The sequence below is a fragment of the Stutzerimonas azotifigens DSM 17556 genome (assembly GCF_000425625.1).
Lineage (GTDB): Bacteria > Pseudomonadota > Gammaproteobacteria > Pseudomonadales > Pseudomonadaceae > Stutzerimonas > Stutzerimonas azotifigens.
Genome location: NZ_KE384425.1, coordinates 8897 through 22841, shown reverse-complemented (window position 1 = coordinate 22841; position 13945 = coordinate 8897). Strand labels below are relative to the sequence as shown.

13 protein-coding genes, 1 pseudogene and 1 CRISPR repeat array are annotated in these 13945 nt (G+C 64.0%); of the genes and pseudogenes, 2 read left to right on the top strand and 12 right to left on the bottom strand.

The features are described 5' to 3' along the window. Nucleotides 1-223: 223 nt before the first annotated feature. The 8 genes from cas2e to casA are packed head-to-tail and all read right to left on the bottom strand — an operon-like array spanning nucleotide 224 to nucleotide 6427. Entirely contained in the window at nucleotides 224-523 is a 300-nt protein-coding gene (cas2e, locus tag H610_RS0122415; RefSeq protein WP_028241755.1) for a type I-E CRISPR-associated endoribonuclease Cas2e, read from the bottom strand. Next, nucleotides 523-1449, bottom strand: a complete 927-nt coding sequence (gene cas1e, locus H610_RS0122410) for a type I-E CRISPR-associated endonuclease Cas1e (protein WP_201768392.1) — start codon at nucleotides 1447-1449, stop codon at nucleotides 523-525. The genes cas2e and cas1e overlap by 1 nt, the downstream gene beginning before the upstream one ends. Nucleotides 1450-1451: 2 nt before the next feature. Next, nucleotides 1452-1745 (bottom strand): hypothetical protein, encoded by a 294-nt coding sequence (locus H610_RS0122405; protein WP_028241753.1) that lies wholly within the window; start codon nucleotides 1743-1745, stop codon nucleotides 1452-1454. A gap of 27 nt (nucleotides 1746-1772) precedes the next feature. Beyond that, nucleotides 1773-2435 (bottom strand): type I-E CRISPR-associated protein Cas6/Cse3/CasE, encoded by a 663-nt coding sequence (gene cas6e, locus H610_RS0122400; RefSeq protein WP_028241752.1) that lies wholly within the window; start codon nucleotides 2433-2435, stop codon nucleotides 1773-1775. Then, entirely contained in the window at nucleotides 2432-3199 is a 768-nt protein-coding gene (gene cas5e, locus H610_RS24425; protein ID WP_043239406.1) for a type I-E CRISPR-associated protein Cas5/CasD, read from the bottom strand. Before cas5e ends, cas6e begins: the two co-directional genes overlap by 4 nt. A 2-nt stretch (nucleotides 3200-3201) precedes the next feature. Further along, nucleotides 3202-4236, bottom strand: coding sequence for a type I-E CRISPR-associated protein Cas7/Cse4/CasC (gene cas7e / locus H610_RS0122390; RefSeq protein ID WP_028241751.1), 1035 nt, complete (start codon nucleotides 4234-4236; stop codon nucleotides 3202-3204). Beyond that, nucleotides 4233-4877, bottom strand: a complete 645-nt coding sequence (casB, locus tag H610_RS24420) for a type I-E CRISPR-associated protein Cse2/CasB (protein WP_051231931.1) — start codon at nucleotides 4875-4877, stop codon at nucleotides 4233-4235. Before casB ends, cas7e begins: the two co-directional genes overlap by 4 nt. Continuing rightward, nucleotides 4874-6427, bottom strand: a complete 1554-nt coding sequence (gene casA / locus H610_RS0122380) for a type I-E CRISPR-associated protein Cse1/CasA (protein WP_028241750.1) — start codon at nucleotides 6425-6427, stop codon at nucleotides 4874-4876. Before casA ends, casB begins: the two co-directional genes overlap by 4 nt. 293 nt (nucleotides 6428-6720) lie before the next feature. Here casA and H610_RS0122375 point away from each other — a divergent pair, with 293 nt between their 5' ends. Both H610_RS0122375 and H610_RS0122370 read left to right on the top strand, forming a co-directional pair. After that, the gene (locus tag H610_RS0122375) at nucleotides 6721-7011 is read left to right on the top strand and encodes a CopG family ribbon-helix-helix protein (RefSeq protein ID WP_028241749.1); all 291 of its coding nucleotides are present in this window, start codon (nucleotides 6721-6723) and stop codon (nucleotides 7009-7011) included. Next, nucleotides 7008-7289, top strand: a complete 282-nt coding sequence (locus tag H610_RS0122370) for a type II toxin-antitoxin system RelE/ParE family toxin (protein ID WP_028241748.1) — start codon at nucleotides 7008-7010, stop codon at nucleotides 7287-7289. Before H610_RS0122375 ends, H610_RS0122370 begins: the two co-directional genes overlap by 4 nt. 5 nt (nucleotides 7290-7294) lie before the next feature. Here H610_RS0122370 and H610_RS0122365 read toward each other — a convergent pair whose 3' ends face one another. The 4 genes and pseudogenes from H610_RS0122365 to H610_RS0122350 form a co-directional block, all read right to left on the bottom strand. After that, nucleotides 7295-10039 carry a CRISPR-associated helicase/endonuclease Cas3 gene (locus H610_RS0122365; RefSeq protein WP_028241747.1) on the bottom strand — a complete coding sequence of 915 codons (2745 nt, stop codon included), beginning with the start codon at nucleotides 10037-10039 and terminating at the stop codon, nucleotides 7295-7297. Nucleotides 10040-10112: 73 nt separating this feature from the next. Next, nucleotides 10113-10538, bottom strand: a complete 426-nt coding sequence (locus tag H610_RS24415) for a type II toxin-antitoxin system VapC family toxin (RefSeq protein WP_152529148.1) — start codon at nucleotides 10536-10538, stop codon at nucleotides 10113-10115. Next, nucleotides 10538-10787: pseudogene (locus H610_RS26050) on the bottom strand (type II toxin-antitoxin system prevent-host-death family antitoxin). Before H610_RS26050 ends, H610_RS24415 begins: the two are co-directional and overlap by 1 nt. A 47-nt stretch (nucleotides 10788-10834) precedes the next feature. Beyond that, entirely contained in the window at nucleotides 10835-13510 is a 2676-nt protein-coding gene (locus H610_RS0122350; protein WP_028241746.1) for a CRISPR-associated helicase/endonuclease Cas3, read from the bottom strand. A gap of 162 nt (nucleotides 13511-13672) precedes the next feature. After that, nucleotides 13673-13945: a CRISPR direct-repeat array (repeat unit 29 nt; unit sequence GTGTTCCCCGCGCCCGCGGGGATGAACCG).

Genomic DNA, 13945 nt, shown 5'->3' with positions numbered 1-13945 from the left:
TCTTCCGGTTCATCCCCGCGGGCGCGGGGAACACAGTCGATACCGCGCAACCCTCGAAACAGGCGCCGGTTCATCCCCGCGGGCGCGGGGAACACCGCTGCCGGCGCACTAGCCGTCCAGTAGTAATCGGTTCATCCCCGCGGGCGCGGGGAACACACTTAGCGTAACCAATTAATCTTCAAGGGAAAAATCGGCTGCTAAAAATCTACCAACTTTTTCCTTGTTAAAGATCGGGGTTTTCCAGCGGATGGAAGGCGACCAGATGAAGACCGTCGAACTCCACGGGGAGGCGGCGATTGGGGCCGAGAGTCTGGAACTCGTAGCCGGACTCATGGCTGCTGGCCCAGGCCATCACCACATTACCGTCCTCGTGACCTTCGCGCAGTTGCTCCCAGATCATCTCGCGGGTGCGCTTGGAAACATCGCCGATATAGACACCGGCCCGGACCTCCAGCAGCCAGATGGCCATGCGGCCACGCAGGCGCGGCGGTACATTTTCGGTGACCACGACGAGAAAGCTCATCACTGCGTCCTGTGCCCGGCTTCGCCGATGCTTTCAGGATTGGGGATGGCAGGCGGTACGGACTCGGGTGGCGCTTCGGGCGGCGAGATGCCGCCGGCCGATAGCACTTCTTCGATGGTGGGGATGATCTTTGCCAGGATTTTGCTGGAGCGGAACAGGTCGCGGCAGCCCAAGCGCACTTCCCGCTCCGGTTGTGGTGGCGACTTGGCGGCGATGCGGAAAGCCAGCGGCACCACGGTCTCGAACTTGAACAGGTCGGCGATATCGTAGACGAACGACAGCGGCTTGCCGGTGTGGATAAAGCCCACCGCCGGCGCATAGCCCGCCGCCAGCACAGCCGCTTCGGTGATGCCGTACAGGCAGGAGGTAGCCGCCGACAGGCAGCGATTGGGTATGTCCGCCACATCCCATTGTTGCCTGTCGTAATTGCGCGCCCGCCAGTCGACACCGTACTGCTTGGCCAACAGCTTGTAGGTTTCACGCACCCGCGCGCCTTCGATGCCGCGTAGTTGTTCGACGCTGCGGCGTGCCGGCGCCGGCTCCTGGAAACGCAATTCGTACATCTTGCGTACCACCTTCAGGCGCAGTTCGTCGTCCAGCGCCAGCTTGGCCTGGTAGAGGAGTCGATCCGCCCGCGCTCCGCCCGGCTGGCCACTGGCGTACAGGCGCACACCGGACTCGCCCACCCATACCAGAAGCGTTCCCACGGTCGAGGCCAGGTGCACAGCGGCGTGAGATACCCGCGTACCCGGTTCGAGCATGATGCAGGCCACCGAACCGACCGGGATGTGCATGCGTACGCCGGTCTTGTCGATCACCACGAAGGCACCGTCCAGCACGTCGATCTGCCCGTACTGGACGAAGATCATCGACACCCGGTCCTTCATCGGCAGCGGTTTGAGTGGAGGCAGCAGCGTACCAGCCATGTTCAGCCTCCATTGCCGGTTAGCGGCATTCCGACCGGCGCGCGCATTTGCCGAATGATCGAGCCGGGCTGTTTTTTATAACCATCGAATTCGATGACTTTGAAATGCGGATTGTTGAGCGGCTTCCGGATACCGAGGAACTCGATGGTGTTACGGTTGCACAACCAGCTTCCGATGATGGCACCGGTTCGATCCGCACGCTTGTAGCGCGCAATATCGGTGATGCAGATGTATTCCACGCCCTCCCCGGAGTAGGTGGCGATGTCCTGCTCCAGCACGTGCAGCTTGGGTTTCATGGGCCGTCCCCTTCCCTGTGTTTGCCGTCATACCCGCCTGACCATCAACAAGCCGCAGCCGAACCCCTTGCTGTGGCCTACCCCCTCCAGCAGCGCCTGGCGCAAACGCTGCGGGTCGCTGACTTGGGCCATGCCCTGATAATCCAGGCTGGAATACTCGATATTGCTGCCCTTGCGCCGGAGCCGGTGCTGGCGATAGCCGTCCTGCAGCACGCTACCTTCCTGGATCACCATCCCCCAGCGTTCGGCGCGCGACAGCAGCCAATCGCGACCAGCGGCATCCAGTACCTGCCGCAGTCGTTCGCGCTGCTCGACAGGCACGCCGTGCTTGGCGTGCATCAGTACATCGTGTCGCCGGGAACGACCATCCGTCTGGCGCAGGCTGATCGTAGGATTGGCGCGCAGGTCGAAACGCAGCCATTCACCCTGTTCCAGTTGCGGTGCATAAGGTTTGCACTGGATCTGGAACAGCCCCGAGTCCGGTTGTGGCGGGCGGGCGGACACCACATAGAAGCTGCGCTCGTCCTCCAGGCGGCGGAACAGGAAGTCCCGCGCCATGCCATCGCCGGGAAACAGCCGCCAGATCAGCGCATGGTCACGGTAGGGTTCGCCATGCCGAACCAGGCCACGCAACCAGTCGTCCTGCCTCAGGCTGGCCAGCAGGCGCACTCGGGAAAAATAGTGACTCATCCCTGCTCTCCCTCGCCCAATGCCACCCACTCGCGGCGCGGTGCAAACTGCCAGCGGCTGCGTGACAGCGGCTGGTCATGCCGGACCGTTTCGAAGCTCGGTTGCAGGCCTGACTGCATCCCATCCTCCCAGTAGTAGCGCACCTGTTTTGCGTGGAACGCCTGGCGATCCTGCCTGGTGGGCCATGCCTGTTGCGGCGGAGTTTTTTCGAGCAGCCCCAGCAATGAAGGCCACTGCACGCCATCCAGAGCCTCGCGCAGGTTGGCTGCCGCCACCCGTTGCGGCAGCAGTGGCAAGGCTAGCGAGCAAGATTTGCGCCCGAGATAGAGTGGGAAGTGCGGCTGACGCAACGCCTGCGCCAGCTCATCCAGCTCGGCAGGCGCATTCGGCAAGGCCTCCACGGCCACCAGAGCCAGGCTGTCGCAGCGGTATTCCCGGGCGGAGAGGATGGTGTCCACCTTGTCCGCCACCAGTTCCTGGCGGCGCGAGCGGAACTGGAACTTGCGCGGCGGCACGCCGACCTGGACCGTGTGGTAATCACGCAAGGGCGAGCCAACGCTCTCCAGCTTGATGCCGAAGCGATAGCCCTCGGTCAGCGCCCGCTGACCGGCCTCGTCGCCTCGCTCGATTCCCAGCGCGGCACCCAGCAGGCCCAGCAGCGCCGAGCGCGAGGGATGCACTGCCGAGTGCCGCGACTCGCCCACCGCGATCTCGCCCCAACTGGCCAGCGGCCCATAGAGACGCAGCAGCAGATAGTCGGTCATGGCTACTCCTGCGCGACGAAGTCGAGCAACTCGGCCAGAGAACCCTCGCCGGTGAGCACGTTGAGCTGCTTACGACTGTCGGCGCAGGCACCGTAGACCTTGTCCATATTGTCGCGCACACGTTCCAGGGCCTCGACCGCCTCACCGGCATAATCGCCGCCACTGACCGGTTTGACGAAGGCCAGCGACAGCGAACGCGGTTGCTGCGGCCCCTTTTCCGCCAGGGCGTAGTGGGCGTAAGCGCGGCTGGCGAAACTGTTCTGTTTGCCGCTGGGGCCGACGGTCAGGGCGGCCTGGACCAAGGCACGAAGCGCCTTTTGCGTGAGTGCTTCGTCGCCGCCGAGGTTGTGCTTCAGCAGGTCGCGATCAATACACAGGTACTGGTAGAACACCGCGGCGGCAAAGCCTGATTCGCCGATATGCGCAGCGCCCGGCTCGTTCTGATTGAGGTCATCGACCGCCGTGAAGTAGTCATCCTCGATGGCCGAGGCATGCACGCCGAGAGCATGCGCGACCTGCACCGCCGCCTCGCCATTGAATCGGGTCTTGGAAGCCAGCATGCGACCGAACATGGCGATATCGACCGCGGCCTGCGGGTGCAGCAGGGTATCCAACTCCTCATCCGTCGGGGCACGTTTCTCCTGGACCAGGGTGGAGACCAGCGCATCCAGGGTAGCGCGCTCCTCGGGAGCGATATGCACCAGTTGCTCGATCTCCAGCGGGTTGTCCTTCTTCACCGCGCCATAGACCTTGGCGATCTGCCCGGCCCACTCTTTCGCCTGCTTTTCACCGATGCCGGCGGCGGTCAATGCCTCGAACACCTCGACACCCAGGCGCTTGGTGCGTGTGCCGATATTGCCGGCCAGCGCCTGCTGGAACAGCTCCGAGGTGCGCCAGGCGCGCTTGAGACTCTGCGACGATACGCGCAGGCGCTCGACGCCGCCCATGCGCGCGGTCTTGGGGTTGCCCAGATCGTCGCGGTTGAGGTTGGCAGGCGGATAGGAAATCAGCAGGTGCAACTGGACGAAACGAGTCATGCGTTCAACTCCTTGTTGGATACGGGCTCCTCGGCAGCCGCCTGTTCCCGCTTGCTCAGGTAATAGTCATAGGCCCAGCGGAACTTGATGCCATCGCTGGCACGGCCTGGCGGCTGCTCGCGCTCGATCAGCCAGGCCAGCAGATCGTCGGCCAGTTGCCCGATATCGACCTTGCCGCCGACTTGCTTCACCGCGCGCAGCCATTGCAGGTACAAATCATCCAAGTCACGCGCACGCTGCAGACGCTTGAAACGTGACTCGCTCATGACCCGCCGCTCGTTTCCAACCAGCTTGCCCAGGTGCTCGGCCAGGCTCAGGCCGTCGTCGCTCTCCTCGCGGACTTGCGCCAGCACCCCGCCGATCAACGCCAGGTGGACATAGGCCTCGGACTCATCGGTCAGGCAGCGCCAACTCTTGTGACGATCCAGTTCGATCAAGTGATCCGCCAGCAGGTGATTGGCCCATTCCAGCAGCAGATCATCGAGGCTGCTGCAACGACGCAGCCTGGCGCGGCCACCCCGTCCCAAGCCCGCCAGCATGGCGGGCAAAGGTTTGTCATCGGCTGAACGTGGCTGCAGCGCACGCCACCAGTTGCGTACCCACTGTCGCTGCGCATCGTCCAGGTAATTCCGGGCTTTCATGCACGCTCCTTGAGCTGAGAGTTGACGGTCTTCCACAACGCCTTCATCGCCTTGGCGCTGTTGAGCTCCTTGCCCAACCCGGAGCGCGCCTTGACCACACGCTCCAGATTCAAATCCTCGATGGGAGCGGCCATGGCCCATTCGTCGAACAGCTCCAGCGCCAGGCTGCGAGTACGCAGCAGCCAGTGCCGGTACAGCGGCGCAAGAGCCTTCGGACTTTCCAGATCGCAGCCACTGAGCTGCTCCAGCAGGCCATAGAACTCGGCCTCCGAGCGCTGCCAGAAGCTCTGCGCGATGGCCGGCTCGCTGCCGGTATCGCCGGGGCGCTTGAACCAGGCAGCCTTGACCTGCTGATGTAGCAGCTTGGCGGTATCGCTGGCGACATCCAGCAACTGCTTGACGCTGTGGGCGAACGACTTCTGCAAGTCGTCATCCTCGAGCGCATGCACCGGCAAGGTGCTGTCGTACCAGCAACGGGCTTTCATGTTGTCGGTGTCATAGCCAAAACACCACAGGCGCACCGCCGGCCGCTTGATGTTGCGAGTGAAGTGACGTACCACCTGCGCAGCCTCCGGCTGCTTGTCCTCATTGCCTAGTGTCAGCCCCAGCCAGTGACGGTAGGCGATGCCACCGCGCTGGCCCTTGATCGACAGCGGCGGCTTTTCCCCCTTGGCATCAAGACTGTAGGGCGTCAACGGATGTACCCAGGCGCCGGTGTAGTTGGTGCCGCCGTAGCGAGTGCGGTAATGGCGGATCAAGCGCACATCGCCGGCACCGCACAGGGTGCAATCGCCATGACCGGTGGTGGAGTCGTCCAGGCGGATACGCCTTGGCATGCTCCAGTAGGCCTGCAAGGGGTGTACGGTTTCCGGCGTGGTGTCACCGACTCCGGCGGCATCGCTGGTACGGGTCGGCTGCAACCAGGGCAATACGTCGCCACGGTTCTTCACCTCGGGATAACCAAGGGCGTCCACCGGCAATACATTGAGCCAAAGCCGCTGCCAGAGCGTGACCCGCTCGCCGGCCGGCACCAGCAAGGTGGTCAGCGGTCCGCCACCGCGCAAAGAGGTACGGGTGCCGCGACCACCCGACGGGGCATTCAGTTGCAGGGTCAGCAGCGCCAGGGTGAAACAGCTGGCGCACAGGCCATGGTCGGCGGGCTTGTTGAAGAACTGGTTGCTGTCGGAACCGGCGTCGATCAACAGGTTGAGTACCGGCAGTTGGTTGGCGTCCGCCGGCAATTGCAGATCCTGCATGAAGGCCGGGCCATCACCTTCCAGCACGAACGCATCGCGATAGGGGGCGAAGGCGGCTTCCAGCTCGGCGGCAGACGGGGGATTGGCCCAGCGTTCGCGCCACGCGCGACTGTCCTGCGGCGCATAGGCGGTCTGCAGCAGGCCGATCAGGAACTGGTAGAGCGCACCACGGAAGTCGGGGCGTGGGGCGTGCAGATCATGCCAGGCACTCTCGCCGATCTGGAAAGGTGAAATTCGGGTTAGGTCTCCGTCACCTTGCCTCACAAATATCCAGGCGCTTTGCAATAAGTCCATTCAGCCTGCTCCTCTGAGTACCCCGCGGATGAACCTATAGCCAGTAGCCACTATTCGTCAAATTACAAACCTCCCCTGATTGATGGATAAGGGCTGAACCGTATAAGGGATGCGGAAGTTATCGTTCCCTGCACTGCGGGGATGAACCGAGTGGGTCTGGGCGGCGCATTGGTCCCAACGAGGGCATGGACGCCCCTTGCATACAATCAGATATTGGAGAACGGGTCAGGGCGGCGAGACATGACCATGTGCTATCTTGCACTGATCATGTAACACAAAACAGGAATCCGGACATGAGCGAAGCCACCTTTACCTTCCGGGTCGATGAGTCGCTGAAAAGCGAATTCGCCCAGGCCGCGAAGTTACGAGACCGTACCGGCGCACAGCTGCTGCGCGATTTCATGCGCGACTTCGTGCGCCAGCAACAAGAAGCCGCCGAACACGACGCCTGGTTCCGCCGCCAGGTACAGCAAGGCGTCGACTCGGCCAATGCCGGCGATCTGCTCCCAGCCGAGGAAGTCGAAGCCGAAGCTGCCGCATGGCGGGCTGAAACGCGACGCAGGATGGATAGTTCCAAACCGTGAAATTGGCCTGGACACGGATGGCCAGCCTCGATCGCAAGGCGATCCGCGAATACATCGCACAGGACAATCCAGCGGCGGCATTGGCGCTCGACGAGCTGTTCGCGGAGAAAGCCGGTCGCCTGCTCGACCACCCAGGCCAGGGCCGGCCGGGTCGAGTCATCGGCACCCGCGAGCTGGTCATCCATCAGAACTACATCCTGATCTACGACACGTCCGGCGACCTGCTACGCGTATTGCGCGTACTACACGCGGCCCGACAGTGGCCACCCGGTCGTTAGGCTCATCACCACCGCAGCCCCTGCACCGGGTCATAACGCATCTCCAGCTCCTTGCCGTTCTTGTCCAGCACCTTGCCAAGCAGCACCTCGCCAGCCTGCTGCAGCGGCAAGATGAAAGCCGGCTCCTCCAGCAACCGATAACGGCTACGCAAGGCTTGCAGTGCCGAATCGAAGCGCTGCAGCCAAGCGGGCGCCAGCGCCTCGGCCTTGCGCGCATCGATGCGTACCGCCGATTGCTCCCAGGCATTGGCCACGCCATCGAGCAGCGGGCGCAGCTCTCCGCCCTGCTCACGCACCAGGTACAGCGTCAGGCTCTCGTCGCCCAGGCGCGTCGGCACGCGCGCGTCCTCGTACCAGCGACCACTGCTATCGATGCAATAGCCCTTGTCCAGGTTGAGCGAGTTGAAGCTGGCCTGGCTTTGCTCCGCCAGATCCTTGCCCATTTGTTCACGAGTGGCGCCTTGCAACGACTCCGGAACAGACTCCGCCTCGTTCCCGTAAACCGCCTCCACCAGCTCACGTACCGCGCCAGGTTGGCCGGCCTTTCCAGGGCTATGGATACACCCCGCCCGCAGCAACGCCCTGGCCCCCAGCCAGAGCTGGCCAATATTCGGGTAGACATAACAGGCCTTGGGAAACAGCGCGGCATACCAGTCGGCAGCAGGCTCATCATCGACAGGGGGACACAACACATGCAGCACTGGCGCGGGGCGACGCTCGACGCCATCGGCGGCAGGCGAACCATCGGCCTGCCGCACGTGCCGCTGCAAGCGCCCGGCCCGCTGGATCAGCAGATCAATGGGGGCCAGGTCACTGACCATGGCATCGAAATCCAGGTCGAGGGACTGCTCCACCACCTGGGTGGCGACCAATACCTGCCCTCGCCGCATATCGGCCGTGGAGCGCTTGCCGAAGCGGCGCAGGGCAGCTTCCTCGATGTCCAGCCGGTCGCCCATGGCGAAGCGGCTATGGAACAGCAGCAACTGCTCTGCCGGCAAAACCTTGGCCAGCTCGCCGAAAGCCCGGCGGGCATCCTCCACGGTATTGCGTATCCAGCACACGCAATGCCCCGCACGGGCCTGCTCGACGACCAGTGTCAGCGCCGCCTCCTCCTCATGCAGGAAGCTGACCTGCACCTGGCGCACCAGTTGTTCACGAGTCGCACACTCATGGCTGGCAACATGCTGCCCCACTTGGGTCGCCAGCGGATAGCGGCGATCCATCGGTAGTTCGTCGCGCACCACGCTCAGGCCGAAACGATAGGCCTCCAGCAGTTCCTCACGCATCCGCGCCGGCAAGGTGGCCGATAACAGAATCACGCTGCCGCCCTGACGCGCGTGGGCCGTCAGCAGTTTCTTCAGCAGGGTGAGCATATAGCTGTCGTAGGCATGTACTTCATCGACCAGCAACACCTTGCCCGCCAGCCCAAGCAGGCGCAGCGACTGATGCCGCGCCGGCAATACCGCCAGCAGCGCCTGGTCGAGGGTGCCGACACCCACCTCGGCGAGCAGCGCCTTCTTGCGGTTGTCCGCCAGCCAGGCATTGCACTGTGCGCTGGCCGAGACATCGCCATGCTGGTAGCTGCGATCGCTCGGCTGCTCACTGGCCTGAACGATGCTCTGGCGAAAACCCTCCATCAACTGCCGGGCGCCGTGGGCGAGAATCAGCGAAGGCTCGGCCTGCTCCTGGTAAAGCCGTCGATAGACCTGGCCGACCCGCTGGTACATCTGATTGGCGGTGGCCATGCTCGGCAAGGCGAAATACAGGCCGTGGGCCACGCCTTGCTGCATCAGGCGCTGGGCCAGGATCAGCGCCGCCTCGGTCTTGCCGGCCCCGGTCACATCCTCCAGCAGAAACAGTTGCGGCCCTGGCTCCAGTTCCACCTCGGCGGCGTAGCGCTGCAATGGTGTGGGTGGCTGTAGATAGTCGAACAGTTGCACAGGTGACGCCCAGTGGCGGATCGGCTGGGCCAGCAGGCCGGCTGCCTGCAGCGCCTGGCGCGCTTGCGGCAGCGCCGTATCCCGCCAGTAGTCCTGCATGTCCCTGGGCTGAGTGGCATAGGCGAAGAATGCCTGATTGGAACCCAGCCAATCGGCCAGCACCGCCAGCCCGGCCAGTTTCCAGGCATGCCGACGCAGCACCTCGATCTGCCGACGCCCCGGTTCGGGAACACCCTCCGGCAACAGCCAGGACGCCAGCGACTCGACGAATTCCCGTGCGGCGCGGAAATCTTCACGCACGAAGAACTCCGCAGCCCGCAGGGCAAACAGGCCGCCATCCTGGTCTTCTTCAGGCGGCTTGCCATGATGGCCGACTGCCGTGCGTATCCAGATCCCCCAGAACTCATCTTCAGGAAGCGGCAGGCGCTCGTCCGGAAAGGTCTCCGCCAGCTTCTCCTGCCACAGAACCCAGCCAAGGGTATCGTGACGGCGACCATAAACCTTGCCGGCATCGTTGCGCACCAGATCCGGCGAGAGATCCGGTACCAGCCCCTGAAACGCGCGGGCGAACTTGCCCAGGTCGTGCAAGGCCAGGAAGAACACGAACAGACGCTCGACCACCGGCAGCGGCCAATCCAGCGCCTGGGCCAGAGGACGCAGCGAGAACTGCGGCAACGCCAGCAGAGCCTGCCCGCAGGCCGCCACGTCCAGGCTGTGAAACGCCAGCAGATGATAACGGGCCGAACTGTCCGACTCCGGGGACGCCTTGCCCCAGTATGCGAAATACCCCGGCGTGGTCAGCTCACTCATGTCGCTCTCCCTGCATGGCAACCGTGGCGCAGTAAGGCAGACAAAGTGCCACTACAAATCGAGCTAGGTCAATTCACCCTCCAAACGCCCAGGGATCGAGCAGCGTCACACCGATCGGGGCGAAAGCGGCAGTGTTGCGCGTAGTCACCGTCATGCCGTGCACCAGCGCCGTCGCCGCGATCAGAGCGTCGCGTTCGGCGCGCGGGTCGGGGACGGCAACCGGGCGCAACGCTGCGCCACGGCACTGTCGACCGGCAGGATGCGGCCGGCGAAGCCAGGCAACACATTGCCCGTCGAGCCAGGCGCGCAGCAGGGCGCCCTGCTGCGGATCGCGACGTTCCACCAGCAGCACGCCGGTCTCTAGCTCCAGCACGGTAATCGCGGAAATGAACAATTGCCCGGGCAGCAGACGTTGCGCCCAGGCCACCAGATGCGGATCGGCCTTGCCGCTTTTCGCGTTGCGCAACTCGGAAATGCCATTGGTATCGAGCACGAACATCAGGACAGCTCCGCCGGGCGCGACAATTCCTGCGCACGTGGCGCCTCGAACTCGATGTCCTCGACACCCGGCATGGCCAACAGGTCGATGATGCTGCCTGGGCCACCCGTCAGTCGCTGGTGCTCCTCGATGCTGAGCAAGACATGGGCAGGCCTGCCGCGGTCGGTGATGAACACCGGACCTTGTTTGGCGGCGCGCTTGGCACCGCTGGCGTCCTGATTATTCGCGACTGGTGAGTATGGTTTGCAGGGTGCCCCCGAAAAGTAGATATGTAGAAACGATACTGCTCCTCGCATTCATCCGGACAAGGCCTCGTTCGCCTCCTGCCGATACAGCAGCCCCAGCTCGTCATCCAGACGCACCACCAGGCGGCCAATCCGTAGGCAACCATCGGTCAGGCGCAGCGGCTTGAGGTGGCGAAGCAAGGGATGCTCGCTGAAGGCACGCGGCGCTTCTTCGGCCTGCACGTGCTTGACCAGCGCCTGGCGCGAGGTTTTCAGTTGTCGGGCATGGAGCTGTTTGGCCAGCACATCGGGCAGTAGCCGTTCGGGATCGAAGGCTTCGCCGCCTGGCGTCAGGCTCCAGCCGCCAGGCACCTCGTGCACGGGAATCAGGGTGACGGACTCATCGCCCAGGCGGGTGTAGTTGGGCAGGCCGAGCCCCTCCTCGCCTTCCTCGTAACCACGATTCTTCTGTGCGTAGGCGTTCTGCGGCTCGGCGTCCGAGTCGACGGCGACGTTGAGCGAAATCATCCGCTCGGTCTGATGCTTGCCCAGGTGGCTGCCAAAGGCTTCGTCTTCGATATAGGCGCGATCCTCTTCCATCAGATCGGCCGGTAACTCGTCGTCTCCGTACACCGCCTGAACCAGGCGGTCGATGTCCTGCGGCAGGTACAACTCGCTTTCGCGCGACAGCAACGCCCAGGTGCGTCCGAGGATGTACGGCTCGTACACATACTCCCAGGCGGTGCTTTTTAAATCAGGCAGCCCGTGCGGAGCCAGGCCGGCCACGTGAAGAGTCGCCTGCTGGTGGGCGGCAGGGCGCGCACGCGGGTGACGGTGCAGGCGGCCGGCACGCTGGAGGATCAGGTCCACCGGTGCCAGGTCGGTAAGCATGAAGTCGAAGTCGATGTCCAGGCTCTGCTCGGCCACCTGAGTGGCGATCAGCAGCGCCCTGGCCGGTCGTTCGCCGTCCTGACCGAAGCTGTTCAGCACGGCCCGCTCCAACTGGCTGCGTTGATCCGCCGGGAAGCGCGCATGGAAAAGCAGCAAGTGCACCTCGGTGCCGACCTGACCCTTGAGCTTGAGATAGAGCGCCTGCGCACGATCCACGGTATTGACGATCAAGGCTCCGCAGCCACCCTGCCGCAAGCGCTCCAGTGCACAGGCAGCGAGGCTGTCGAGATCTTCGCTCACCGCCTTCAGGCGAATCGGCGGCAGTGGCCGAGAGTCGCAGGTGCCGCCCCGCGGGCCGCGATCATCGGCCACCAATAGACGTGGATAACTCAGTCCGGGAATGTCATCGGCATCCACGCCCCACGCACGCAGCAAGGCGTCTCGGCGTTGCGCGGGCAGGGTCGCGCTCATCAATACCACGGAGCTGCCCATGGCCTTCAGCCAGCGCAACAGCGCTTCGATCAGGCCACTGGTGTAAGTGTCGTAGGCATGCACTTCGTCGAGCACCACCACCCGGTTGCTCAGCCCCCAGAGGCGCACGAAATGGTGCTTGACGTTGAGGGCGGCGAACAGCGCCTGGTCGACAGTACCGACCCCATAGGGCGACAACAGTGGGCGACGGCGCTGGGAGAACCAGGCGGACGAAGCGACGCTCTCGCCCGGCGTACCGTGAACGCCACGCAGCACCACTATCTGCTCGTTGAGCGTCGCGCCGCCATGCACCAGTTGCACATCCAGCGCTGACTCTCCGGCAAAGCTGCGCAGGAAGGTCAGGGCACGGCTGAACAACGCATTGCCGGTGGCCTGGGTCGGCAGGGCCACGTACAGGCCGCGATGCCGGTTGGCGGCCTGCAGACGCAGGTGGGCGAGAAAGGCCAGCTCGGTCTTGCCCTCGCCCATGGGCGCCTCGACCAGCAACAAGGCGGGCCCCTGCACACCCTCGAGCAAGCGATCGGCCTCTCGCTGCAACGGCCTGGCGCTGAGCCCGGGGCGCTGGACGATACGGCCGATCAGACGGTCGGCGTCGGCCGGCTCACTCAGCAGCGTGCGATAACGCGACCAGCCTATTGCAGCCAGGGCCCTGTCGGCACGTGCCCGCGCATCAGCGTAGTGCTCGGCCAGCAGCTCATGGCGCTCCCCCAAGGGGAACCACTCGGGATTGGAACCGATCCAGTCGGCCACACTGGTCAAGCCGGCCAGCCATTGCACGGCCGGCTGCGTCAAGGCTTCGAGCTGCGGCGCCCCCTGCGGAACCAGCACGCCCCAGTAGGCCTCGAAAATTTCCCGCCGCGCCTCGCCCCAAGCCGCCGCTTCGAAGGGCGGCCTGGACCTGTTGAACTCCAACTGGTTGAGGTTATAGCCATGGTGAGCACTGATCGCCTGCAACACATGGCTTATCCACAGCAGGTGGGCGATACCCTGACGTGGCAGGTGCTCCCAGAGCAGCGCCGCGCTGGCGCTGGCATGGTCGGTCACGCCCAGCGAACGCACCGGGAAGAGTAGCCCGAGGCCCTCATCGCGCAGCCGCCCCTCAGGCCACTTATCCTGAAAGCCGGGAATGGCCTTGCCGAAGTCATGCAGACCGACCAGACAGGCAACCCACCGCCCCACATGCTGGCGCTCCAACCCCAAGCCTCTCGACGCCCAGTCGAGGCTGCTATCGGGCTCATGCCGCAGGATGCTCTCGGCCACCGCCGCCACATCCAGCAGATGGGCCAGGACGCCGTGGCCGAATCCCTCGCCACTTTTGGCCCAGAGCCTGCGAGCCTGGTCGCTCAGGTCAGAGAATCCTTTCATCCATGTCTCGCCAGTGCTTGTGAGATGAACTGCAGCAATGCCTAGCGGGATCAAATTGCCACTATCATTCGAACGGAATCAAGCTCCGATCTTTAACAAAGAAAACCTGGTAGATTTTTGGCATTCGATTTTTCCCTATTAGATCAATCGATTACGCCAAGAGTGTTCCCCGCGCCCGCGGGGATGAACCGCCGCGCATGACATCGCAGCCGAGGGCCTGAAGGTGTTCCCCGCGCCCGCGGGGATGAACCGGCCTGTCCGCTCTGCCTCAAGCCTGTCTAGGCGTGTTCCCCGCGCCCGCGGGGATGAACCGTTCGATTTCTCGAAGTCCTCGGTGAAGACCCAGTGTTCCCCGCGCCCGCGGGGATGAACCGTTCATGGATCGCGTCGAGGGCTCGCCGCTGGTGTGTTCCCCGCGCCCGCGGGGATGAACCG